Raw genomic sequence first — 24,453 nt, 5'->3', positions numbered from 1 at the left:
GTGAGGTACACAGACAGATCCCCGACTTCGTAGGAGTTGTCGGGGATCTTGCTTAAGGCTGTACTTCATCAACCACCAAATCTGCTGTAATCCTCAAATTGCGTAAATCCTAAGTGACAATAAAAAAGGGAGTGTTTCTCAAATGACAGTGAGTCCAAATTACGCCTATATCTCTCCAGAAGACTATTTAGAAGGAGAAAAAATATCCCCAATCAAGTGATGGGACTTTAAGTAGAGACGTTGCATGCAACGTCTCTACAAACCGCTATTACGCTTACCGCCGCTCTAGCGTCAGCCAATTCGGGATTATTTTGGATTTATCCTTTCTTTTGCCTTTTTGAATGCTCTCGTTTGAACAACGCTCCAAATCCCAGAGCTGTCGCTGAGCCAAGGAGAGTAAGGGGTTCGGGTACAGAAGAGATGCGGAAAGCAAAGTCCTGATTATCAAGTGAATCCCACGGACCAAAATGTGGACCTCCGTTTGGACCGACACCCGTCGATTCGACTGCGTTGAATTGTTGGGCGCCGACAGTTGGAGCAACGCCACCCGGATTCGCCCAAGTCCAGGCATTACCAGATGCATTAGCCACGCTGAACCAGTAGGTTGAACCTGCTTCGAGAAAGACGTCTTGGGGTTCCCAATCTATAAAATAGTGGTACACGTCGTCCCCGTCATTGTCCAGAGCTTGTACTGATGTAGTCCACTGGCTTATGCCACCAAAGTTCCCAGTTGCTGCTGGTTTACCGTTGTTGTCAGTATGAAAAGTGATTTCAAATTCATCCTGACTGGTGAATGGCGCACTACCCCACCACTCGACTTTGCTCACCCAGCCACTAGAAGCTGGTATAAAGTCATCAGCCAAGACTGGTCCTCCAGATCGGTGTAAAGATACAAACGGAGAATTCACTCCCTGCCCAGGTCCGCCTTCATCCCACTCGAAAGTCACATTAGCTGCCGAGGCGATAGACTGTTGTCCAGCCATACCAATGGCTACAGTAGCACTAATGATCGCCAAGCTGGAAGCGAGGCGTTTTGTCAACTTATTGTTCAACGTACAAATCATACTGACTCATCCTTGTTTCGTTACGTTTGGATCTGAGACAGGTCAGTACACATCAACAAAACTATGTCGCGAACTCTCTCAGCCTTGTTTAGGTTTGACGGCATTTTCTAACCCGGTGTAACACGGTAGGTAGATCTGGCAACGCCATGTTCTACTCTTCTTGTGATCTATGACATCGGCTCTAAAATTGCTATAGCCTTGGCTGATCATCCTAACAATACCGACCTGCTAACAAAAATGTCATGATAAACATCTATGTAAGTGATCATACTCTCTTTATTTTCTATATCAAGCGAATAAAACCTATCTTTATTGAATCTTTACATCGGTTTCTTTTCTTTGTAATTATTCATGTAAAAGCTCATGAAGCTTAAATCTAAGCTAGCTATGCAAATATCCAGACAAAACTTAAAAACATAAAAACAAGTATAAAATAATTTAAAATTTTACAAATATACATTGCACTAATGTTACACGAATCATTTAAATAATAAGGTAAATTTATAAGACTTGCTGGAAGAATAAAAATACTGACGTAAGCTTTAAAGAATTGAACGTAACTTCCATTACGCTTACTGACGATGCATCACATACTGGCGTCAAAGATGATGGCTGGATTTCTGTTCACCGATTAAGGCAAACTGCATATCTCCCTAATGGCTGAGAGATAGAATCAAGAAACGAGGCATCTTGATTGCCAATCGGCGATTCCTATCGATTATGACTCCCAACCGTTTTGTGTTCTATCTCAAAGTTCAGCGTGTCGAACAGGCTTGTCTGTTTGAGTTGTCCTGGGGGCGAGGACAACAAATTGGTGTCACCGTACCCTATCCAGAAACCCTAACCACACTGTATCAGGAGTGGAGTAAGGTTTATCTGAGTTTCTATAAGCAGGCGTTGCGAGGGCGGGTGTCTCAGATGGGGAACTTGAGCAAACCACCCATCGATTGGCACGCTAAACTGGTTCAAGCTGAGGCAAAATTACTCTACGAGTTTCATCAATGGTTGCGGCGAGGGGAGTTGTTTGAACTTCGTTCTCGTATCGTTCAGGCGGTTCGAGATCAGGGGATGAAAGATACTCAGCCGATTATCGAAATCTTTATCACCTGTAATCCCCTAGAACTCGCCCGATTACCCTGGGAAGCCTGGGAAATTGGTACCGAGTTTGCAGCACCCTCTCAAATTCATATCCTGCGGACACCTCTGACAATTCAAGGCACAACGGTGACACCGAGGCGGCGGCGACGGGCGCGGGTTTTAGTGATTTGGGGAGATGATACCGGATTAAATTTTAAGGCAGATCAAGAGGCGGTGCGATCGCTCTCTGGAATTGCTGAGGTTGTGTTTGTCGGTTGGCAACCGGGACAGGACACTGAATCATTAAAAACGGAAATTGTCAAGCAGATTACCGATGCACGGGGCTGGGATATCTTATTTTTTGCGGGTCATAGTAATGAAACCATCTTAACTGGCGGAGAGTTTGCGATCGCGCCGGGAGTGTCTCTGAATTTCAGTGAAATCGTCACCCCTCTGAAAATCGCCAAGGAACGCGGCTTACAGTTTGCCCTGTTTAACTCCTGTAATGGACTCAGTTTAGCCAATTCCCTGATTGATTTGGGCTTTCCTCAGGTGGCGGTAATGCGAGAACCGATTCACAATCAAGTCGCCCAAGAATTCCTGGTGCAGTTTCTGCAACGGTTAGCCCAGTTTCATGATGTGCAAGAATCTCTGCGGGAAGCCTGTCAGTATCTCAAATTAGAAAAGCATCTCACCTATCCTAGCGCCTATCTGGTTCCCTCCCTATTTCGCCATCCTGACGCCCCCCCGTTTCGCCTAGAACCCACAGGCTGGAAGCAACGGGTAAAGTGTTGGTTACCCACTAAACCTGAAGCGATCGCACTTTTGGTGCTTATGTTTCTTAGTTTACGCCCTGGGGTGCAAGATTTTCTACTGGAACGGCGGGTTTGGATGCAGTCGGTTTACCGGAACATTACTGAACAGCTTCCTACAGAGAAATCTCCCCCTGTTCTCTTAGTACATATTGACCGCGAGTCTCTCATCCATGCCAATATTGACGCACGACGCATTAATCCCATTGATCGCACCTATTTAGCCCGTCTTATTGATCAGCTTACCGCCTTAGATGCCAAAGTTATTGGGTTAGATTATCTCCTGGATAGTCCCACCGATGAAGATGACATTCTAGCGCAGTCTATTCAGCAATCCATTGACAAAAAACAAACCTGGTTAGTCTTTGCATCGGTAAAAACTGGGAACGAAGAACTAGGAATCATTGATAGTCTCGCTCACCCCAATTGGAGTTTAGAGGCTTATATTAATGCGCGACTGTGGTACGCTAAACTTCTCTCCGCCAATACCAATTGTGCGGATAGTTGTTCCTTTGCCTATTTATTAGCCCTCGCCCACGCCGCTAATCAAACACCTGCTCCAAATTTACCCCAACCGCAGCGATTAACCGAGACGGATTCATCGGCAAATTTCCGCACCCGATTCATTCACTATTTAGACAACAATCCCGCACCCAATCCCCTCACAGAATTTTTGCATCCGTTGCGCCTTCCGGCAATGACTAGCCTATCGCGAAATTTCCAACAACTTTGGTTATATCCAATTATTGATTTTTCCATTCCCCCCGATTATGCTTATCAAACAATTGCCGCTTGGGAGTTACTAGAAAATACTGATAACGCACCAACAGCGGCACAATTAAACCAGCAAGTTGTCCTGATTGCGGCGGGTGGATATGATCAAGCTGGGGTAACCGATGGAGGGAGTGATAACTTTCCCATTCCTATGGCTGTATCCTATTGGCGATCGCAAAATCCGCAACTGAATTATCCGCCTGTATATACAGGGGGTGAATCTCATGCCTATACTATGCACCATTTATTAAGCCAGCGATTAGTAATTCCAATACCAGATTTATGGATGGTTGGTATGGCGGCATTTCTCGGTAAAGGAATGGTGTTACTCATCAGTGAACGCCGACAAATTCGGACAGGACAATGGTTGCTACTATTAACCAGTACCACCGCTATTTATGGAATCATTAGCTTACAGGTTTATATTTCCGCCGCCCTATTGGTTCCCTTGGTTTTACCATCGGTTACAATTTGGATTTACGCACTACCTATTTTTTGGAGACGATTGAATAGTGAATCTTAGCAGAATACAGTGTTTATTTCTGACAACTTGTCTCGTTTTATCTGCGGCAAAACTAGCGCTAACTGCCCCGATTCATCCCGATGTATCCTGGAGAACAATTCGCCGTGACTTGTTAAATCGCAAAGAAGATCCACCCCTAGGTTCACGACCCGTTGACCTTTGCCTAATTACACCAGAATACCACAGAAATTCAGTCACACTTTGGCAGAATCGCCCATTATTTGTTTGGCAAGGAAAAATCGGTGGAATTGGCATTCGTCAGGCAAATAGTGAGCAGATAATCTGGCGTCAACCGATTGCTGCGAATGATAGGCAAAGGGTGAATCGTTTAAGTTATACAGGAGACCCCTTAGAACCTGGTCAAACCTATCATTGGGTCATTTTTGATCAGGCAGAAGATAGCCAACCTATACGATTTATACCCTTTACCATCCTCAATGGCAAACAGCGCGATCGCATTCGGGTGCGATTGATTATTTTAGCCGCACAATTGAAGGAAAAAGGGGCAACGACTGAAGAAATGGCATTAGAACGAGCCAATTATTTCAGTAAACAGCAACTTTGGTCAGATGCGTTGCAAGAAGTATATCGGGTAGATAATCCCTCTGCCGAACTTCGGGATATAATGGGGGAACTTTCCACTCAATTGTGTTCATAAGTTCCGTGAACAGATCAATAAGGAAACTCGTACTTAAACGCCTCTGAACCCTGATAGCCCGAAATATCTGCCAATCGTTCTAATGGTTGCACCCCGGAATAAAACTGTCCCTGAATTTCCCAGGTGGGAACCCCTTTAATATTAGCGGCTTTACAGCGTTCGGGTTGGGCATTTTCACCACGAGGATGACATTCAATGTAATCAATTTGATTAAATGCCGCTTGACCAAAAAGTTGTTTTTGTTCGTGACAATGAGGGCAAGTAAATGCACCATACATTCTTGCTCCTACGGTGTTTAAATGACGTGCCAACGTGAGTTCAGCCGCACCGGAGATATGGGTAATGGGTGGAGCGGATTCTCCTGTAGCAGCGCTAGCGCTAGGAATCTGAGTGTAGACTCCCACTATCCCCGTGAACGTCAGCAAACCAACCGCCAATCCTGTCAGCGTAACTTGCTTAATATTTTGCCAATCATGACCGATGGTAGTCCACAGAAATAGGGTTAAGGACAACAGCGCCGAGGCGATGCAATAGGGACAAATACCCTTGACAATAAACAGCATCACGACCATCAGATAGCTGCTACTCACCAGCATACAGGTGGTAATTGCCAGCATGACTAGCCAACTGGATTCCACCCACTCAGATGACAAGGATTTAATGGCAAAAGGTGCTAGAGTAACTCCTGCCAACGTGGTGTAGGCAAGAAATCCCAATAGGGGGAGAGGGAGTCCAAAAACCTGGGCATAAGGACTTTCTAGCACCGCCTGACAGCCATGAGTGGGACAAATCTCCGCTGCTTTTCCCAACCATTCAACCACGGTGAGAAATGCTGTCTCCAGCATTCCCAAAACCGCGATCGCTCCAATCCAATATCGGTTTGTTATTTGTCCTTTGTCATTCGTCATTTGTCAGGGAATGGGGAATAGGGAATGGGGAATAGGGAATAGGGAACAGGGAACAGGGAACAGGGAACAGGGAATAGGGAATTTAATCAATCAGAATATCTTCTTGTTGATTATCCTCTACTGGATGCTGCCATTCAATATTTGGCATGGATTCAAATGCCCGTCGTAACGAATCTTCCCACAATTTGCGAATCTTTGCCAGATAGGGATCACCTAAGCGCAGTTGCAGTTTCTGGCGAGCCATAAATGTGCCAGCTTCATACATGACCAAGTTAATCGGAGGTCCAACTGAAATATTCGATTTCATGGTTGAATCGATAGACAGCAGAGCGCACTTGGCAACAGCCTCTAGTGGCATATCATAAGTGAGCGTTCGGTCAAGGATGGGTTTGCCATACTTAGTTTCGCCAATTTGCAAAAACGGCGTTTCCAGCGTGGCTTGAATAAAATTCCCTTGGGTGTAAATCAGATAGAGTTGTGGTGCTTCGCCGCGAATTTGACCCCCGACTAACAAACTACAGTTAAAATCAATGCGATCGCGTTCTAACCAAGGACGGTCTTGATCTTGAATTTGTCGCAGTTTGCTGCCAATATAACGAGTCACCTCATACATATTCGGGAGGGAGTGGATATTCAGTTCTTCCTGACTTTGTAGATCCCCATGCAACCGATTGATCACCCCTTGGGTAATCGAAAGGTTTCCTGATGTACATATAACAATCGCTCGTTCTCCTGGCAGGGAAAAATCAAAAAGCTTATTGTAAGTAGAAATATAGTCTACCCCGGCATTGGTGCGAGAGTCTGCCGCTAAGACTATACCAAAACGGTTAATAATACCCAGACAGTAAGTCATTGCCAAATTACGTCCTCATGAATTCGACTGAGAACCCGATGTAAACACCAGGGTTCACCCGCATTCGCCAATTGATGGCACGGCGTAGACTGATGTTGCCTGGACTGGATTAGCGAATTGTCCCTTTGGTAAGGTTTTATACTACTCCTACGCATCTTCATTGGTATATTTACAAGTCCTCTAATTCCAGCGTAATCCTCCTGAGGGACTTCTGGGACAAAAAATTGGTCATTCGTCTTATGTCTTATGTCTTATGTAAAGTCAGGGCGGGTTTAGTTAAATCTGGGTGTAACCAAAAAGATAGTAGTGAAAACCGCCCCTACAGAATCTCCCTGATCTGACACCTATCTCCCAGACGTGCCATGGCACGTCTCTACATTGCTCCCTATCTCCTCAATTAGCAGGCTGAGAGGCTAACGCCGCTGACTGACAAGTACCTGGTACAGGGGATTGAGTATTGACCTCTACCTGTTTATATCCGGCGGTAGTCAACAACTGACTCACAACGAGTTCGGCGCGTTCGTTGGCTTTGTTTAATACCCCTTGCTCACAGGCATTGAAGACTATTTTCTTCAACGTCTCTTGTTGCGCCAACATCTGCAACTGGGGCGCTGTATCGGGTCCTAATCCCAAGAATCCGCGATTGTAGTCATACACCTGTGACCGATTCACGTCAATTTTGCTGTCTAAAATTTTGGGGGGTGGCAGTTGAAGTTGCAGCGTATCATTGACAGTTTGCACATTTTCTGGTTTTAGTTCCGCCAAATCGACACCAGCCCGCACCTCACCATAAGCAATATAAAGGAGTGTGGTTTCCGCGATCGGATACCCTGCCAACGTCCGAGCTTGACGAGTCGGAACCACCGCCTCCATCGTAAACACCGCCGTGGTTAAGTCGCTAGCCTCCCGCACTTGCTGGACAATCAAGGAGCGCACGTCAACTTCGGGTGCGGGTTGAGGGGTGCTAAACAGCGTCGTTACTTGTCCCAGAAAACGAGACCCGGTGCGCCATACCCCAATGCCAAAAATCAGGGCGACAACTACCGTAGCGCCTGTAGTCATTAGCATCAGGTTTCTCAGTATCCCGAACTTATGGGGACTAATCTGATATTTGTCAAATGGATTATTCATGGCATTACTCCTTAAACCGGGCTGTCTGGGTGTCTCTAAGTATAAGATTAGCGCTTTGGCAGAAGCAGAACTTTTTGATTAAATGTATATCAGGATACAAAAAACTGAGTCAAATCTCTCCTCCACTCCTCTAGAATACCGATGTAGCCATCCAATCATCGACTCAAATTCCTCAAACAGGTAACATAAGCCAGAGCTAATATCTTCACCTGTCGCACCAATCCAATCCTACAATTGAATCAGGGCGGGTTTTGTTGCTCCGTTATCGGTGAGCAAGGGCGGGTTTTGTTGCTCCGTTATCGGTGAGCAAGGGCGGGTTTTGTTTTTCCGTTATCGGTGAGCAAGGGCGGGTTTTGTTTTTCCGTTATCGGTGAGCAAGGGCGGGTTTTGTTTTTCCGTTGTTGGTGAGCAAGGGCGGGTTTTGTTTTTCCGTTGTTGGTGAGCAAGGGCGGGTTTTGTTGTTCCGTTATCGGTGAGCAAGGGCGGGTTTTGTTGTTCCGTTGTTGGTGAGCAAGGGCGGGTTTTGTTGTTCCGTTGTTGGTGATAAGCTAGCTTGAGTTCCTAAACCCGCCCCTACAGAGTTCCTAAACCCGCCCCTACGATTGACTTATTTAACTAAATGAGGGTTATCACCAATGGGTTTCAAATTCATCAAACCAGTTCAACGAGTCCTACTGAGTACAGCGTTACTTTCTCTGGGACTCTGGAGTTCCCCGGTATACGCTCAAGTCTCTGATGCCCAAGTCTCAGCGCTGGTGGAAGCCCTGCGACTAGCCGCACCGCAAACGGGAAGGGCAGATGATGGACTCTATAGCGACTGGCAAATTAAACCAGGTAATATTCCTCGATGGTCAAAGCAATGTATTGGACGAGAACTTTCACCTGCCGATTTTGAAGCTAGTCCGGTTACGGCGCGGACTATCTTGGTTTGCGTGATGCGGGATGTGTTGAATGAGCAGTTTCGTGCCAGTAATAATAATGAGTCCGTGGCAATACAACGGGCTGCGGCTTGGTGGATGACTGGGGATGGGAGTCAATATAATAGCATTCCTGAAAACTCTTACACCTACACTTACATTCAGAATGTGCTGAAAAATTACCAACAGCAACGCCGTAATCCCCAAACCCAACAACCTGCAACTCCCGCCCAACCCGCCACGACTCCCTCTGCGGCAAAACCAGCATCGTCCTCTCAACCGACGGAAAGTCAATCTTCAGCCGCTTCTCAGCCTCAAGCCACCGCCCGTTCCTCCGCCAATAACGCGATTTCTGATAGAAAAGTCGCTGCTTTAGTGGAAGCATTACGACGCGCCGCACCACAAACGGGAATCGAAAATGATGGACTTTACAGTGATTGGCAAATTAAACCAGAAAATATTCCCCGTTGGTCAAATCAATGTATTGGAGAGGAACTAACACCCGCCGATTTTGCAGCGAGTCCGGCGACTGCCCGTACTATTTTAGTTTGTGTGATGGGAGATGTGTTTAATGAACAGTATGAGGCGAGTGGTAACAATGAGACAGTAGCGGTACAGCGAGCGGCGGCTTGGTGGATGACGGGTGATCCCCAGCAATATAATCAGGGTTCCACGGCGGATTATACTCAACGAGTTTTAAATTTTTATCGGCAATCTTTTTTGAAGTTATTCCCCCATTTGTAAGTAATAAGTTGTTCAGCATTTAAACCGTCATGTCAATAATGACGAAATCCTTGTAATGCGTTAAGCGCTCTAGCGACCACGATGGTCGCACTACCCATAATGATTTCGCAATGCTTGACAATAAAGTTTAAATGCCGAACAGCTTAAGGCGCGATCGCCTTCCCAGCTACAATACACATGAAATGATTCGATGTTACTTGCGAACTCTAATTATTAGGTAGCGAACTCTAATTATTAGGTAGCGAACTCTAATTGTTAGGTAGCGAACTCTAATTGTTAGGTAGCGAACTCTAATTGTTAGGTAGTGAACTTTAATTATTAGGTAGCGAACTCTAATTGTTAGGTAGCGAACTCTAATTATTAGGTAGCGAACTCTAATTATTAGGTAGCGAACTCTAATTATTAGGTAGCGAACTCTAATTATTAGGTAGCGAACTCTAATTATTAGGTAGCGAACTCTAATTGTTAGGTAGCGAACTCTAATTGTTAGGTAGCGAACTCTAATTGTTAGGTAGTGAACTTTAATTATTAGGTAGCGAACTCTAATTATTAGGTAGCGAACTCTAATTATTAGGTAGCGAACTCTAATTATTAGGTAGCGAACTCTAATTGTTAGGTAGCGAGCAAGATGCTCGCACTACTTCAAAATATCTCCCAAAAGAAAGGATAATCCTCCGGAGTCTTTGACAATCCCGCCTTAACCGGATTTTGTCTAATATACTCCCATGCCTGATCGAATTCCTTTTCATCCCTCATCAGCTTATCATATCTTCCATCTTGCCAAACTTTCCCAATATGTTTCATGACTTTGGGAATTTGTTTGGCGCTATAACTTTTGATACTATGCAAAATACTGCCAATTGACCAAAACTCTGTTTCAGTTTTGAGGCAAGGTTGAATCAGTAGATGTACGTGATCTGGCATAATAACCCCAGTAAATATCTGATATCGTTGATTGTGGAAGAATTGGCAAGCCTCTAGCACAACCTGTTGAGCGTTTGGGGTTAGTTCTAGTCGTTCCCAGGTCACAAAAGTAATGAAGTATCTGCCTTTTGCTATTTCTAATCGGTGGATTGGTTTTTTGAATTTCATTGTATTTACCTGTTGTTATATTAGCCCGTAGTGCGAGCGTCTCGCTCGCTATGGGAATATAGGATTCTCGCTCGCTATGGGAATATAGGATAAATATGATTTAAAATTTTATTGTAACGGGATTAAAAGCTGTCACGCATTTAAATTGGGAATGATATCAATTTCGTTTGTATACTCATCCTAATATCACGTATTTAAATTGAAAATAAAACCTTACACTTTTACCTAAAAAGCAGCATCTCCCTCATCTCCCTCATTTCCTTCATCTCCCCCATCTTCCCCTAACCAATTATTCAGCAGACCCTACTTAGCGAGCAAGATGATCGCACTACAACAACAACGAACAATAACTGGAATTTCGTGAATTTCGCAACGGACTTTTGCCGCAAACAAGTCTACCGAAAGTACCCCTTTTTTCAAAAGGTCTCTTTATTTTTAGTCCGCACTCGCTGATACACCTGTTCCATTGCCTCAATAAACGAACTATCCTTATGCCAAAAGGGTGGAATATCTCCGGCTTTTTTAATCAAAATGGCGGGAATATTAGCAGTTGCATCCACCTCCACCCTTGAAGGTAATCGTTTTTCTCCTAACCAAAACTCCTTCTGACTCACAGATGATGGTGGTGGCATTTTTTCTGGCTGGGTATAGTAAGATTGGGCAGGTTCTATGGCGGCTTCTTGATCCTGTAAAGCTTGAGATAACACTTGACCTAATGGGGATTTAGCCAGTTCTTGCTGTAGCTTTTCTCGTGATAAACCTCTGAGTTCAAACAGTAAAAAGGGGTCAGCATCTAACGCCGTCGCGACTAAGTAATACACCCCGGCGATATGTTTACAGGGATTTGACCAGTCGGGACAAGAACAATGGGTGGTAAAGTCAGAACGGCTTTTGGGTAATAACTGAAGGTTGACATCAGCAAATGCCTCTTCAATATTATCTGGCATCTCATTCATTAACAGTTTAGAGACAAAACTTGCCTTAGATGACAAATTCGCGATCGCCTTTGACCAAGATGCTGCTGAAATGGGTTTTATTTCAATGGTTGTGGTGTACAATGGTTCTTTATAAACGCCAAAATAGGGATTAATTGAACCCCTAACTTTTGCGGTTATTTTCCCCTGAATAATTTGATACTCCTTAATCTTACCCCCACTGGCATAAGAACGCCCTCGTCCCAGTCTACCGGAGTCGGTAAAGGATTCTAAGGCATCAATAAAGCGCTTTCCCCACCATGTTCGGCTGAATCTAGACATTCTGCATAACTCCTAATTTTAATAGCACTTGTAGGGTGGGCATTGCCCACCAAAATCAACTCAAATTCCCACTCCTAACTTTATAAAATAGGACATTGCCCACCAAACTTAACTCAAAATCATCCTTCATAACTTTATAGAATAGCAGTTTTATTCAAAGCAATCAACTGTTTAAACCGTTCATTATCCAGTTCCGTTAACCACGACTCATCCGCCCCAACAATCGCCCCCGACAATTTTTTCTTCTCTTCAATCATCTTATCAATCCGTTCTTCTAACGTGCCTAATGCCACGAATTTATGCACAAAAACATTCTTCTTTTGACCAATCCGAAAGGCGCGGTCAGTGGCTTGATCTTCAACGGCGGGGTTCCACCAACGGTCAAAATGGAATACGTGATTGGCTTTGGTTAAGGTGATGCCGACTCCTCCAGCTTTCAGGGATAAAATAAACGCCGAGGGTTCAGTATCAGGGTCTTGAAACGCCGTAATCATTTGCTCTCGTTTTGCCCGACTAATGCCACCATGAATATAATAGGTGTTGTAATGCAAGGTCTGTTTCAGATAGTGTGTTAGGGCGCTACCAATGTCCGTAAATTGGGTGAAAATCAGCAAACTTTCTCCTTCTGCATTCACTTCTTCAATCATTTCTAGCAGGCGTTCTAATTTATGCGATCGCGTGGGCGAGAATTCACTGTTATCTTGGAGAAACTGGGCTGGATGATTGCAAACTTGTTTGAGTTTCATTAGGGTTGACAAAATTAACCCTTTGCGGTTTATTCCTTCAGCGTCTTCTAGTTTTGCCTCTACATCTTTGACCACGGCTTCATATAACGAGGCTTGTTCTTGAGTTAGCTGACAATACTGTTTATGTTCCAGTTTATCGGGTAAATCTTTAATAATCTGTTTGTCTGTCTTCACCCGTCGTAGAATCAACGGTTGGACTAACTGTTTTAATACTGTTGATTGTCGGCGGTTATTGTCTTTTTGAATCGGCAGTTCAAAGGCTTTACGAAACTGGGTTTGTTTGCCTAAATAGCCCGGATTGAGGAAGTTGAAGATTGACCAAAGGTCTAATAAACGGTTTTCTATTGGCGTTCCGGTTAACGCCACCCGATGATGGGCGGGTAATTTGAGAATGGCTTTGGTTTGGGCGGCTTTGGGATTTTTAATGTTTTGGGCTTCGTCGAGAACTAAACGGTGCCAGGTGACACGTTTAAGCAGTTTTTCGTCTTTGCGGGCGAGGGTGAATGAGGTAATAATGACATCAAGGGTTTGGCTAGCTGATTTAAACTCCTTTTCGGTTTTAATTCGGTTACTCCCATGATGAACTAAGGTACGCAAATGAGGGGCAAATTTTTCAATCTCTTTTTGCCAATTCCCCACCACCGAAGTTGGCGCAATTAATAGGGTGGGGGCTACCGAAGAGTCGGTTTCGCGTTCCTTGACTAACTGGGCAATAATCTGAATCGATTTACCCAAGCCCATATCATCGGCTAGACAGCCATTGAGTCCCAATTGTTCTAAATATTGTAGCCAAGATACACCGCGTTTTTGATACTCCCTTAAGGTTCCTTTTAATTGGGCGGGATTGTCAATCGGTTCCAGTCGGCTGGGGTTATTTAAGCACGCCATCATTTGACCTAAGATAGCATCATGTTCGACTTCTATCTCTGTGTCAGCTTCGCTGGTTTTCTTGAGTAACTCCAGGAGTGTCATTTCCGCTGTTTCTTCCTGGTGGGATTGCCAAAACTCCAGCATTTGCTGCATCTTAGTTTTATCCAGTTCAATCCACTGACCTCGAAACTGCACCAAGGGCGTTTTTGCCGCCACTAACTGTTGCCATTCCTGGGGGGTGACGACTTGACCGCCGATGGAGAGTTGGTAGTGATATTGAATAATTGTATCCAGGTTAAAATAACCCTTACTCGCGGCTTTTGTAGATTGAGAGGTTTTCGGGGAAGCCTTGAGGCGCAGCTTGGCACGTTGACGCCCGGAGGGAGTCCACCAGGCGGGAACAATGACTTTATATCCGGCATCTTCTAGCACCCACGCTTGTTCTTTGAGAAACGTGAATGCTTCCGCTAAGGTAAGGTTTAACCCCGTAGGTTGGTCAGTTTCCAAGCCGCGCCAAATTTGCGGGTAAATCCGGGCAGCATAACCGAGATTTAAGAGTAAGGTTTTCTCGAACTCTTGACCAAATTGTTGATAAACGGTGGCTTTCTTTTTTTTAGTTAGAGTCCAATAGTCGGCAACCGCTAGTTTCAGAGATGGGTCTTTTTTCGACGCGACGATAAACTGAATCTCCCAGGAGTTTTGCGACTCCTCCGCCGGGTTTTCTAATTGAAAACAAAGATGGAAATTTGAGGTGTCAGATCCTCCCCGAATCTGTTGTTTCCAACTTGACCATTGTTTATAGAGGTCTAAGGCAGATTCAGGGGCTTGCGCTAGGGGAGTTTGTGAGGAATAAAGGCAATCGGTAATCAGAGAATGATTAATTCTTTTATCCAAGACAGCCGGGATTGGTGTATTCGTGACAATCTCCGTCAGTAAACATTCAGAAAAATGGCGGAGTAAGGTTTCTTTGGCGTAAAATTCGATCGGATCAGGGGGACTGGCGTAACCGGATACACAAGCAAGGGGCATATAATCTTGATAATAGTCAATCGTCTCTTCATAGTGATCCGATATAATTTGCCAAGCTGGATAAAGTTCAAATAACTGAGGTTTGGCGCTGCGTTTACGTTTGCTTTTGGGTGGGGGAATTTCTCTGTATTTAAGCGATGGAATATATTGGTCTTTAAGGATAATCTGTTTAAAGGACTGGGTGTAGTGATACCAAAACAGTAAATCAGACCCCAGTTGCAGTTCGGCGGGATTGTAGAGGGCAATAAAATGCAGGTCATTTAAGCATTTAATCACGGGGGCGATTGTGCCAGATTTACGTCCAGATGTTTGGCGAACCGGGCTAATCTGATAACAATCAATTGTCCAGATATGCCACTCCACAGATTCTGGCAATTCGATTTCCAGATAGCGGCTTAATTCCAGTGACGGAAGTGGTTGTGCTTGAGTGGTGGGCAGAATAAAGTATTGGGGAGTAATCTGATCCTGAATCGCGCTAGATGAGGTTGGAGAAACGCCAAGTTCATTCACCAGAAGGTTGGCTAAATCCGCTTGGGTTAATTGAGCCGGATGCGTATTGCTGTGGGCAGTTTTCTGGGGAGAAGGAGTATCCGTTTCCACCCACAGATAAAACGCGCCAGTTTGGATGAATGCGTCAGAGGTTTGGGGAATCCAGGTGCCATGGAGAATTTTCATGACGAGATGCTGACTAGGTTAGGTTGAAGCGTAACGGTTGAGGGAATGATACCAAATTGGGAGGCGTATTATCAATCAACAGTATTCAGGATAACGGCACTGATAATAAGTATGAAGAAATTGCCTAAACCTTTAATATACCGTAGGGTGGGTTTCGACTTCGCTCAACCCACCAGCCTTATTCGCTCAACCCACCAGCTTTAAGTCGAATGTCGTTGACTTAAGCGAGTGTCGTACTAGGCACGAAGCGTGCCAGAAGTGAAGACAGCGCTGACTACAAACTCTAAAGTCAGTGCTACTAACCTTAAGGAATTAAAGTGAACGGTAGAGAGTGTCATTTGTTCTTTGTAAGGGTTTGAGGTCTATTGACAAAACTAAAGACAGTCCGATTAGTGAGTAGCGAGCAAGATGCAAAGCCTGCGGCATGGCTTCGCTAAACGCACTACCATGATTTCGCTATTCTTGATATTATTCACAGAGAGGCTCCTAGAGAGTGGCTCTGTAGACTCCCCCTAGAAGTCGAATTAATGGGAAATCAATTTTAAATTGTTTGTTGTCTTCAATATATTCAGTTAATGAAATGGATTAGTGGGATCACCCTCTTCTTAAGTATCTGGGGGTGGGGATGTGAAATGACTCAAGCGGCTGAACCCAGACTGGGCAGTCCGTTTAAACAGTGGTGTCTATGGCGTGAGAGCTTGTCAGATGAGGCTCAAAAAACAGTGGAGGTGCTGTTGGAAAAAGCAGGTACAAGTGATTGTGAACAAGCCTCAGTTAATCTGTCAAGTCGCACTGAGCTTAACCTCTACGGTAACCAAATAAAGGATGTAACTCCTCTCTCTGGACTTACCAATCTGACTGAGCTTAATCTCGGCGAAAACCAAATAAAAAATGTTAATCCTATTTCTGGACTTACCAATCTGAATAGCCTTTCCCTAAGCGAAAATCAAATAAAAGATATAAGTCCTCTCTCTGAACTTACCAATCTGAATAGCCTTTTCCTTGAAAATAATCCCATAGCACAGCAAACTTGCCCAGTCAGTCCTCCAAGTGTTTGCGATTACTGTTTGTGTTCAAGTTTATCGGGTAAATATTTAATAATCTGTTTGTCTGTCTTCACTCGTCGTAAAATCAAGGGTTGAACTAACTGCTTTAACACCGTCGATTGTCGGCGGTTATTGTCTTTTTGAATCGGAAGTTCAAAGGCTTTACGAAAGTGGGCTTGTTTGCCTAAATAGCCCGGATTGAGAAAGTTGAAGATTGACCAAAGGTCTAACTAACCGCGCTATCATATATAATCCGGTATAACCCGGGCAAAACGCAGTGATCATGAGCGGTTTCATAAACCCGCATTTTGGCATCCAGTTCATCGAATTTCATTGGTATTTCAATAGGAATCTGTCAAGACGTGCCACGGCAATGGTAGGGGCGGATTTAGGAACAATTGTATTGTAGGGGCGGGTTTAGCCACTCAAACTACTTGTCACCGATAAATGAACAACAAAACCCGCCCTATCTCACCGATAACTGCTCAACAAAACCCGCCCTGATTCATCAGCCTTCTGATTACGGTTTAATTAAATTCCGCTCAAATTTGCGATAACGGGCAATCCGTTTCGCTCGATCCAATGGTGGATATAAAATTAACGTAGCTAAAGGAAAACCTGTGCCTAAAATTGCCCCCAAAACCATCCCATTAACTACCCCTAACTTTAAAGCCATTCCTAAACTAATTCCCAAGGCGGCGGATAAGACAGAAACCCCAAACGCCAATCCTTGACTAAACCCCCGTTGCACACAACTTTGAGCCACACCTTCCCCTTCAAACGCCGCCATAAATACCACCGCATCCACCGCCGCAAATGCCGCAATTGCCATATCCGTCGCCCGGAATTGAGCGCCAAATCGTGCCACAAAGATTGCTGCGACACCCGCAAAAAAAACAGCGGCTACGGTATCTAGGGCTTTCACCTTAACCCCAAACCGCGATCGCACCTTTGCCATCCCCTGACTAATCCACCCCGACGTAATCGCCGCCACGAGTCCCAATCCCGCCACTAACATCGAAATGAAAACTGCGATCGCAACACCGACTGTGCCACTATGACGTACAATACTATCCCATGCCATTGTTTCCACCCAGGTGGCGGCGGTGGCAAAGAAAATCAATAATCCTACCGAAAAATAGGGCAATTTCTTCGCTGGAATCGGCACTGGGGCTGTCTTCACGTTTAGGGTTAAGCTTTGGGTTTCTGGATGGGAATTGCTATGAATTAATATCTCCCGTTCATACAACTTATTCGCCATCAGCTTGCGCGTATCCACGGTAATTTTGCACAGCACTTGATTGCTGACAAAATGAGTTTGTTCAAAGTAAATCCATTCATGAAAATCAGGCGTGTGGGGCGGATCACTCAAATGAGGAGCAATTTGCCAACGGCTTTCTAATACCGTATCGGGAACAGAGTTCGTCAAAATGACCTTTTTAGTTATCTTTTCCCCTAATTTCTTCGCCGTAAACTCTAAACACGGGACATTGATATTTACCTCCGGCACTCGAATCACATAAATCGGGTTCAGCGCCTCTAAAGCGGTTTCCGCATCCAGAAAACGGTCTTTGGGTTTCAGTTCAACCATCCTTTGCAGCCACTCAATCCACCGCAAACTCAACCGAGTAACCCGATGTTTAAAATTAATCCGATAGTCTTCATCAATTAACTGACTAATATCAGTTGAAGCAATACCTGTCAGCAAACAAATCAGCGTTGCGCCTAAGCCATACAGATCAGAGGCTTCACTCACTTGTTGATTAAACAGCAATTCCGGAGCGATGAACCCAATCGTCCCCTTCGCCACACTACTCATGGCAATTTCACTCCCGCCGATATGCGCCAAGCCAAAATCAACCAGATATACATTCAACTCATCATCGACTAGGATATTTTCCGGTTTAATATCCCGATGACTAATTGGCGGAATGCGATTTTGTAAATAAATGAGAATGTTGAGTAATGAAACAGCAATTTGCTTAATCTCATCGGGATCAAAACTACGCCGCACTGCTAAAGACGCGGCTTTTTTATAATCCTGGACTAAACAAAACCCCGTTTCAGTTTGAAACGAATCCAAATAACGGGGAATTCCTGGATGATTCAATCCACGTAACACTTGAATTTCCCGTTCGATGGCGTCATAATCTGACCAATGTGCCTCACTTTGGGCAAACTGAAACTGTTTAATCACAACAGGTTCTTTCAGCGTTCCCTCTGACGTCAGGGGCGGAATTGGCACCGCTAGGTAGGTGACTCTCCCACCGGCGCGATTATGACCTAATTCTCGAACAACCCTGAAACCGTGGCTGGATAAGTCTGGAAAATTACTCATGAGGTAAGTCAAACGTCAAACGTTAGCTAGAGACGTGCCATGGCACATCTGTCAAATTCAGATCTCCCTCTTCCCTTATAGATCCCCTTTCCCTTTCTCTTCAAAAGGTGAAAGCTAGAGAAGGGTTCGTTTTTGCTTAATCGGGAAGCCAGAGGAGGCTTCGCTTTTTGACACAGGGAAACCAGATATTGCTTATGCTTTTTATTCTCCGGGGACTAGGGGGGATCAGTCTTATCCAAGCAGTATTGACACCACTGTTGGTTATCGGCACGAATAAGATGTACGGTGTCTAGATGCTTACCTGGTATTGTATCGCGTCGTTATGGGAGCAGAGGGAGCAATGTAGAGACGTGCCATGGCACGTCTGGGAGCTGGGGGAGCAATGGTACATTTTTCCTGACTTCTTCAATAACCAACGCTACAGTGAAAAGAATATCGGCGAGTTTGATAGTACATCCTGCCATGACTTATACGACTTCTGCTCAGACGTGGGATTTTAACGTTCCTACACCCTATCCCAGTCAAGATACAGACTTACTCAAGCAACTGCCTTTTGTACCAGGGTTAAAAGAATTGTTAATGTTGCGTCAGGTTCACGCTCTTGAACATGCAACGGTTTGGGTTCTGGCTGATTTAGCCAATGCCAACTATACGTCACGCCCTAGTCGCAGTCGTGCGGGTACAGCTACCACCGTGCATGAGATGGATAATGATACTTTAGGTGGTTTATCTACTGAACAAGGATTTTACCTCTATGGTGAGGTGAATGTATCGGACTTGAGACGTGCGGTTCCTCTGGCGTTGAATCGTCTCACCCAAGGGGAATGGAATTTAGCGGTACATCCTCGTTGCGGTACGAATCTCTCCGTTGGCATGATGTTAACGGCTGGATTAGCCCTAGGCGCTCATCTTCTCCTACCCCGTGGTCCGATTGAGCAACTGATTGGTTTAGGTCTAGCCACCGCTACAGCCACCCAACTTACCCCTGACATTGGTATCCTGGCTCAACGCTACCTCACCACGGCGATTCCTTTTAATCTGGCTGTTGAGGATATTAGCGATACCTCCGATATCTGGGGACGACCTGCTTATTTCGTACAGGTGCGATGGCGGGATTAGGCTCAAAAGGGTAGAAGGTAGGAAGGTTAACACTAAGTCGGGGCGGGTTTAGTCAAATCTGGGTGAGATCAGAAAGGATAGTAGTGAAACCCGCCCCTACACACTCAACACTCCCCCAGTACCCCCGCCCCCCAGCATCTGCCCTATCTCTCTCTATCTCTGGAAACAAGGCGTTTCTCAACTCATCTTTGTAATAAAACTTAAAATAAAGAGTAAGCAGACACCCCTCATCCAGTAGTACGCTGTAAAACTAGATTCGTAAGGGAAAAATTGATATGGCAGAAGTAACACGCGGCGCAAAAGTTCGGATTAAGCGCAAAGAATCCTATTGGTATAACGATGTCGGAACTGTGGCAACCGTAGACAAGAGCGGCATTATCTATCCTGTCATCGTCCGTTTCGATAAAGTCAACTATGCCGGCATCAATACCAATAACTTTGCTGAAAACGAACTGGTAGTCGTGGCACCAGGGAAGAAGAAGAAGAAGTAACGGAACGGAATCACCCGAAGCCGTGCCTGAATTGCCGGAAGTGGAAACAATTCGTCTGGGTCTAAAGCAAATTACGCTGACCCAGGCTATTCAGGGTGGGGATGTGTTGCTCTCGCGCACCATTGCCTACCCTGTTTCTGTGGCGGCATTTTGGCAGGGTGTGAAGCAGACGAAAATTACCGATTGGCACCGACGGGGCAAATATCTGCTGGCTAAACTTAGCCACTCTGAAAATGGGGATGCTGGCTGGTTAGGGGTACATCTGCGGATGAGTGGTCAACTCCTATGGATTCAGCAAACGGAACCCTTACAGAAGCATACGCGAGTGCGGTTGTTTTTTCCTCAAGGACAGGAATTGCGCTTTGTGGATCAACGCACCTTTGGTCGGATGTGGTGGGTACCGCCGGGGGAAGCGTGCGATCGCATTATCACGGGATTGCAAAATTTAGGACCTGAACCTTTCTCAGAAGCTTTCTCTCCAGAGTATTTGACTCAGAAGCTGAAAACATCTCAGCGTTCGATCAAAACCGCCCTCCTCGACCAATCCCTGGTTGCAGGTGTGGGGAATATCTACGCTGATGAAGCCTTATTCGTGAGTGGGATTCATCCTCAAACGGTTTGCGCCCGATTAAGTGTAGATCAAATTGAACGTCTACACCAAGGGATTATTCAAGTGTTAAAAGCAGGGATTGAGGCGGGTGGCACAACCTTCAGCAGCTTCCTCAATGTCCAGGGCGTCAATGGCAATTACAGTGGAGTCGCTTGGGTCTATGGTCGCACAGGACAGCCTTGTCGCGTCTGTGAGACCCCGATTGAGCGGATTAAGTTGTCCGGGCGTTCGTCTCATTTTTGCCCACACTGCCAGTCACCAACGACCAAGGCGTAAGATTTCAGTTCCGGTGTGTAAGAATTGAAGGATTAAGGTATTGCTAAGGTTGTGAGACGAGGATTCAAGCTATACCAATAAAACTAACAATTTAGCACATTAAGTACGGGACTAGCCAAGACCCCTATGATACTGCTGGCGAATTTAACATTTAATAGGATGCAAATATCGGAACGCCAAATGCACCGAGTTCGATGGCTGCTGACCATTGGTTGGTTGTTGCTAATTCTTTCGTTGTTCTATGACCCTTTCTCTCCTGAATTAACCACTCCTGACAATACAATTAGTCCTTTAATAATTGACCCTACTATTTGTGTAAATGTTCAGGGAACTTGTATAGAAGAGAGTCCTTATGCCTTGGGAGCGCCTATTTTTTGGGGCATAATTGTCCCCGCCGCTATTTTCATTTTGTTGGTATTTGGACATGAATTATGGCGTCGGATATGTCCATTGTCATTCCTGTCCCAAATTCCTCGCGCTTTGGGATGGCAACGGAAACAACGACGAGTTCATCCTCGAACTGGGAAAGTACGCTATCAGGGAGTAAAAGTGACTCAAAATTCCTGGTTAGGTCGGAATCATTTGCATCTCCAATTTGGACTGTTTTATCTAGGATTATGTAGCAGAATTTTGTTCGTCAATTCCGATCGCACAGCCTTGGCATTTTTTTTAGTAACAACTATTATCGGGGCAATTGTAGTGGGCTACCTCTATGAGGGTAAATCCTGGTGTCAGTATTTCTGTCCCATGGCTCCGGTGCAAAAAATTTATGCTGAACCTAGAGGATTGTTGACGAGAACAGCTCATGAGGAAGATCGCCAAAAGATTACGCAATCGATGTGTCGCACCCTAAACAAAAAAGGCGAAGAACAGAGTGCTTGTGTGGCTTGTCAGAGTCCCTGTATTGATATTGATGCGGAGCGTTCCTACTGGGAAACGATTATGCAACCGCAACAGCAGTGGCTCTACTACGGTTATGTCGGATTGGTCTTGGGTTACTTCATTTATTATTATCTTTATGCCGGGAATTGGGACTACTATTTCTCTGGCGTTTGGGCGCATCAAGAAAATCAGCTAGCTACATTAATGAGTCCAGGATTTTATCTGGCAAATCAGGCAATTCCCCTGCCTAAGTTAGTCGCTGTTCCGCTGACATTAGCCGCATTTGCATTTGCCGGATCTAGCATAGGAAGTAGTATAGAAAAACGCTATAATGCGGTTCAGCGACGCCAGCAGCAACCCCTAAGTCAAGAACCTCAAGCAATTATCGAAACGTGAATCAAAAAGCATTGAGCAGGCTCGCCAAGATTACGGGGTTACTACAACGGAGGAAGCCGAGATTATTAAACAAACTGATCCGCATCAGTTGTGGCGGATGATGAGCCATAGCTTTGATTCATTCAAACATTTAGACGAAGACGAGCGCCTAATGGCATATTTTCGGCTTTTGGACAAGGATGAGTCAGGTTACATTAGTGGCGAAGAATTAGAAGTTTGTTTGCGAGAGATTAATTCCCAAGTTACTCACGCTGAAATTGAGGCAATGCTGAAGCTAGCCGACACCAACCGCGATCGCCAAATTAGTTATGAGGAGTTTAGGGAAGTTTTGCATCTTCTAGACTAGCTATGATAAATTACTACAAAGTAATCTCTATCCTCATCTTCACTTTTACCCCGTGTCGCTTCCAGAATTTCCAGAAGCGGCGATTTTTTTGACCTCTCCCCCAGCCCCTCTCCTGCAAGGAGAGGGGAGCAATATTCTTTCATTTCCTTTGCTGCAACAGGGAATTCTTGCTCCCCCCTTCCCTGCGAGGGAAGGGGGGCTGGGGGGGTTAGGTCAACCATTGTCGAATCATCTAACCAAAGGTCAATATAACCATCAATCCAGCCATCGCGTTCATCGTAACGACTCACGGCAATCTGACGCTGGCTAATCGGATCAATCTCTGCTTTGCTGCAAGCTAACGGTACATACTTTTTATCGATCCCTCGTTAATATATGAGGGATAATGGCTGGAAAGCGTTTACTCATATCGATATTAGGGATAAATAATGGCAGGCAAACTCAAAAAAGGATCATTAGTGCGCGTAAATCGCGAAACGTTGGATAATAGTGTGGAAGCTAAAGCCAGTGATACTCGCTTTCCTCCTTACCTGTTTGAAAGTGATGGGGAGGTGGTCGATACCCGGGGTGACTATGTCTTAGTCAAGTTTTATGTACCGACCCCGAATATTTGGTTTCGTCTAGACCAACTCGAAGTCACTAGCTAAAGTAGTAGCGTGACACGCCTAATTTGCTCGATTAGCCTGGTCAAAAATCCAGGCTTGCGCCCAAAAAAGCTGTAAAATTGCGCCATGTTAGCTGTGCCACGTTAGTTGTATCGTCGCGATCGCAGAATCGATCTATAGCCATGGCATCTTCCTCGAATTTACCTATCGCCTGCAATGATCACCGCGTCACCGTGATTGGTGCGGGTCACGTCGGTAGCACGTTGGCGCACCGGATTGCCCAACGCAATTTGGCAAATGTGGTACTTTTAGACATTGTTCCCGGTATTCCCCAAGGTATTGCCCTAGATTTAATGGAGGCACAGGGGATGGATTGTCACAATCGCGAGATTATTGGCACCAATGATTATATGGATACCACCGGGTCTGATGTGGTGATCATCACGGCGGGTTTACCCCGTAAACCGGGGATGAATCGAGATGATTTGCTCAAAATTAATGCCAAGATTGCGGTGGAGGTAGCAGAAAAAGCGATCGCGCGATCGCCGGATGCCTTGTATATTATTGTCACAAATCCCCTGGATGTGATGACCTACTTGGTCTGGCAAACATTAGGATTACCCGCGTCACGGGTGATGGGAATGGCGGGAATGCTGGATTCTGCCCGTTTCCAAACCTTCATTGCGATGGAATTAGGGGTATCGATTGCGGATGTCAGTGGGTTAGTCTTAGGGGGTCATGGGGATTTAATGGTACCTTTACCCCGCTACTCGACGGTGCGAGGAATTCCGATTACTGAACTGATGGATAAGGAAACAGTTGATCGTTTAGTCGATCGGACTCGTCATGGTGGCGCAGAAATTGTGAATCTGATGAAAACTGGCGGCGCGTATTCCGCGCCTGCGTCCTCGACTTGCGCCATGGTGGAAGCCATTTTACATAATCAGTCGCGACTTTTACCTGTGTCGTCTTATCTAGACGGGGAATATGGTTTGAAGGATATTTTCATTGGTGTCCCCATACGGTTAGGATGTCGTGGTGTCGAAAAAGTTGTAGAAATTAACTTAACGGATACTGAACTCACCGCCCTGCATACGTCAGCCGAATCAGTTCGTAAAAATATTAAGCGGGCGCAGGAAATGTTGGGTTAATTGTCAAAACACTGATTTCACGGATTTATTGTCCAGATGGGGGTGGGGGAAAGAAAGATTAGTC

18 protein-coding genes and 3 pseudogenes are annotated in these 24,453 nt (G+C 45.2%); 11 read left to right on the top strand and 10 right to left on the bottom strand.

What is annotated here, in order from left to right:
- Positions 1–317: 317 nt before the first annotated feature.
- A complete protein-coding gene (locus RIB93_RS02310; protein ID WP_446369910.1) occupies positions 318–863 on the bottom strand; it encodes a PEP-CTERM sorting domain-containing protein in 546 nt (181 codons plus the stop codon).
- A gap of 891 nt (positions 864–1,754) precedes the next feature.
- Between RIB93_RS02310 and RIB93_RS02305 the strand changes: the two genes are divergently transcribed.
- Together RIB93_RS02305 and RIB93_RS02300 are read left to right on the top strand one after the other, a co-directional pair.
- On the top strand, positions 1,755–4,250 hold the full coding sequence (locus tag RIB93_RS02305; RefSeq protein WP_446369908.1) for a CHASE2 domain-containing protein: 2,496 nt from the start codon (positions 1,755–1,757) through the stop codon (positions 4,248–4,250).
- Complete coding sequence (locus RIB93_RS02300) at positions 4,240–4,908, top strand: hypothetical protein (RefSeq protein ID WP_446369906.1); 669 nt, start codon at positions 4,240–4,242, stop codon at positions 4,906–4,908. Before RIB93_RS02305 ends, RIB93_RS02300 begins: the two co-directional genes overlap by 11 nt.
- 14 nt (positions 4,909–4,922) lie before the next feature.
- Here RIB93_RS02300 and RIB93_RS02295 read toward each other — a convergent pair whose 3' ends face one another.
- The 3 genes from RIB93_RS02295 to RIB93_RS02285 form a co-directional block, all read right to left on the bottom strand.
- Entirely contained in the window at positions 4,923–5,816 is an 894-nt protein-coding gene (locus RIB93_RS02295; protein ID WP_446369904.1) for a vitamin K epoxide reductase family protein, read from the bottom strand.
- An 82-nt stretch (positions 5,817–5,898) separates the two neighbouring features.
- Positions 5,899–6,669 (bottom strand): peptidase, encoded by a 771-nt coding sequence (locus RIB93_RS02290; protein ID WP_446369902.1) that lies wholly within the window; start codon positions 6,667–6,669, stop codon positions 5,899–5,901.
- Positions 6,670–7,062: 393 nt separating this feature from the next.
- Positions 7,063–7,800 (bottom strand): DUF4230 domain-containing protein, encoded by a 738-nt coding sequence (locus RIB93_RS02285; protein ID WP_446369900.1) that lies wholly within the window; start codon positions 7,798–7,800, stop codon positions 7,063–7,065.
- A 635-nt stretch (positions 7,801–8,435) separates the two neighbouring features.
- Between RIB93_RS02285 and RIB93_RS02280 the strand changes: the two genes are divergently transcribed.
- Positions 8,436–9,461 carry a hypothetical protein gene (locus RIB93_RS02280; protein WP_446369898.1) on the top strand — a complete coding sequence of 342 codons (1,026 nt, stop codon included), beginning with the start codon at positions 8,436–8,438 and terminating at the stop codon, positions 9,459–9,461.
- Between the two features lie 642 nt (positions 9,462–10,103).
- Here the strand turns inward: RIB93_RS02280 and RIB93_RS02275 are convergent.
- The 3 genes from RIB93_RS02275 to RIB93_RS02265 form a co-directional block, all read right to left on the bottom strand.
- Positions 10,104–10,553 carry an REP-associated tyrosine transposase gene (locus RIB93_RS02275; RefSeq protein WP_446369896.1) on the bottom strand — a complete coding sequence of 150 codons (450 nt, stop codon included), beginning with the start codon at positions 10,551–10,553 and terminating at the stop codon, positions 10,104–10,106.
- Positions 10,554–10,969: 416 nt separating this feature from the next.
- Positions 10,970–11,809, bottom strand: coding sequence for an SWIM zinc finger family protein (locus tag RIB93_RS02270; RefSeq protein WP_446369894.1), 840 nt, complete (start codon positions 11,807–11,809; stop codon positions 10,970–10,972).
- A 134-nt stretch (positions 11,810–11,943) separates the two neighbouring features.
- A complete protein-coding gene (locus RIB93_RS02265; RefSeq protein ID WP_446369892.1) occupies positions 11,944–15,129 on the bottom strand; it encodes a DEAD/DEAH box helicase in 3,186 nt (1,061 codons plus the stop codon).
- Between the two features lie 575 nt (positions 15,130–15,704).
- On the opposite strand from RIB93_RS02265, the gene RIB93_RS02260 reads away from it, so the two are divergent.
- A complete protein-coding gene (locus RIB93_RS02260) occupies positions 15,705–16,271 on the top strand; it encodes a leucine-rich repeat domain-containing protein (RefSeq protein WP_446369890.1) in 567 nt (188 codons plus the stop codon).
- On the opposite strand, the pseudogene RIB93_RS02255 reads toward RIB93_RS02260, so the two are convergent.
- The 3 genes and pseudogenes from RIB93_RS02255 to RIB93_RS02245 form a co-directional block, all read right to left on the bottom strand.
- Positions 16,193–16,405: pseudogene (locus RIB93_RS02255) on the bottom strand (SNF2-related protein); the annotation flags it as partial. The gene RIB93_RS02260 and the pseudogene RIB93_RS02255 sit on opposite strands and share 79 nt — an antisense overlap.
- 26 nt (positions 16,406–16,431) lie before the next feature.
- Positions 16,432–16,509 (bottom strand): annotated as a pseudogene (locus RIB93_RS02250) (tRNA(His) guanylyltransferase Thg1 family protein); the annotation flags it as partial.
- A gap of 186 nt (positions 16,510–16,695) precedes the next feature.
- On the bottom strand, positions 16,696–18,513 hold the full coding sequence (locus tag RIB93_RS02245; protein WP_446369888.1) for a serine/threonine protein kinase: 1,818 nt from the start codon (positions 18,511–18,513) through the stop codon (positions 16,696–16,698).
- A 462-nt stretch (positions 18,514–18,975) separates the two neighbouring features.
- On the opposite strand from RIB93_RS02245, the gene RIB93_RS02240 reads away from it, so the two are divergent.
- From RIB93_RS02240 to mdh, 7 genes and pseudogenes are all read left to right on the top strand, one after another.
- Positions 18,976–19,632, top strand: coding sequence for a DUF6391 domain-containing protein (locus RIB93_RS02240; protein ID WP_006101013.1), 657 nt, complete (start codon positions 18,976–18,978; stop codon positions 19,630–19,632).
- A 275-nt stretch (positions 19,633–19,907) separates the two neighbouring features.
- Positions 19,908–20,123 (top strand): photosystem I reaction center subunit IV, encoded by a 216-nt coding sequence (locus RIB93_RS02235; protein WP_446369886.1) that lies wholly within the window; start codon positions 19,908–19,910, stop codon positions 20,121–20,123.
- A gap of 22 nt (positions 20,124–20,145) precedes the next feature.
- Complete coding sequence (locus RIB93_RS02230) at positions 20,146–21,009, top strand: DNA-formamidopyrimidine glycosylase (protein ID WP_446369884.1); 864 nt, start codon at positions 20,146–20,148, stop codon at positions 21,007–21,009.
- Between the two features lie 159 nt (positions 21,010–21,168).
- A pseudogene (locus RIB93_RS02225) lies at positions 21,169–22,263 on the top strand (calcium-binding protein); the annotation flags it as partial.
- A gap of 175 nt (positions 22,264–22,438) precedes the next feature.
- Positions 22,439–22,633: an EF-hand domain-containing protein gene (locus RIB93_RS02220; protein ID WP_446369882.1), complete on the top strand. Its 195-nt coding sequence runs from the start codon at positions 22,439–22,441 to the stop codon at positions 22,631–22,633.
- Between the two features lie 428 nt (positions 22,634–23,061).
- Positions 23,062–23,280: an NAD(P)H-quinone oxidoreductase subunit O gene (gene ndhO / locus RIB93_RS02215; RefSeq protein ID WP_446369880.1), complete on the top strand. Its 219-nt coding sequence runs from the start codon at positions 23,062–23,064 to the stop codon at positions 23,278–23,280.
- Between the two features lie 140 nt (positions 23,281–23,420).
- Positions 23,421–24,389 (top strand): malate dehydrogenase, encoded by a 969-nt coding sequence (mdh, locus tag RIB93_RS02210; RefSeq protein WP_446369879.1) that lies wholly within the window; start codon positions 23,421–23,423, stop codon positions 24,387–24,389.
- Positions 24,390–24,453 lie beyond the last annotated feature (64 nt).

Origin of the sequence: Coleofasciculus sp. D1-CHI-01, assembly GCF_040218875.1 — a bacterium.
Taxonomy (GTDB): domain Bacteria; phylum Cyanobacteriota; class Cyanobacteriia; order Cyanobacteriales; family Coleofasciculaceae; genus Coleofasciculus.
This window is presented reverse-complemented; position numbering and strand designations above follow the sequence as displayed.

Bases quoted from the DNA above. Each gene is read 5' to 3' on its own strand.
- RIB93_RS02240 (WP_006101013.1), top strand. From the start codon at position 18,976: ATGACTTATACGACTTCTGCTCAGACGTGGGATTTTAACGTTCCTACA.
- RIB93_RS02270 (WP_446369894.1), bottom strand. From the start codon at position 11,809: ATGTCTAGATTCAGCCGAACATGGTGGGGAAAGCGCTTTATTGATGCC.
- mdh (WP_446369879.1), top strand. From the start codon at position 23,421: ATGGCATCTTCCTCGAATTTACCTATCGCCTGCAATGATCACCGCGTC.
- RIB93_RS02265 (WP_446369892.1), bottom strand. From the start codon at position 15,129: ATGAAAATTCTCCATGGCACCTGGATTCCCCAAACCTCTGACGCATTC.
- RIB93_RS02235 (WP_446369886.1), top strand. From the start codon at position 19,908: ATGGCAGAAGTAACACGCGGCGCAAAAGTTCGGATTAAGCGCAAAGAA.
- RIB93_RS02275 (WP_446369896.1), bottom strand. From the start codon at position 10,553: ATGAAATTCAAAAAACCAATCCACCGATTAGAAATAGCAAAAGGCAGA.
- RIB93_RS02260 (WP_446369890.1), top strand. From the start codon at position 15,705: ATGAAATGGATTAGTGGGATCACCCTCTTCTTAAGTATCTGGGGGTGG.
- ndhO (WP_446369880.1), top strand. From the start codon at position 23,062: ATGGCAGGCAAACTCAAAAAAGGATCATTAGTGCGCGTAAATCGCGAA.
- RIB93_RS02245 (WP_446369888.1), bottom strand. From the start codon at position 18,513: ATGAGTAATTTTCCAGACTTATCCAGCCACGGTTTCAGGGTTGTTCGA.
- RIB93_RS02295 (WP_446369904.1), bottom strand. From the start codon at position 5,816: ATGACGAATGACAAAGGACAAATAACAAACCGATATTGGATTGGAGCG.
- RIB93_RS02280 (WP_446369898.1), top strand. From the start codon at position 8,436: ATGGGTTTCAAATTCATCAAACCAGTTCAACGAGTCCTACTGAGTACA.
- RIB93_RS02290 (WP_446369902.1), bottom strand. From the start codon at position 6,669: ATGACTTACTGTCTGGGTATTATTAACCGTTTTGGTATAGTCTTAGCG.
- RIB93_RS02220 (WP_446369882.1), top strand. From the start codon at position 22,439: ATGGCATATTTTCGGCTTTTGGACAAGGATGAGTCAGGTTACATTAGT.
- RIB93_RS02285 (WP_446369900.1), bottom strand. From the start codon at position 7,800: ATGAATAATCCATTTGACAAATATCAGATTAGTCCCCATAAGTTCGGG.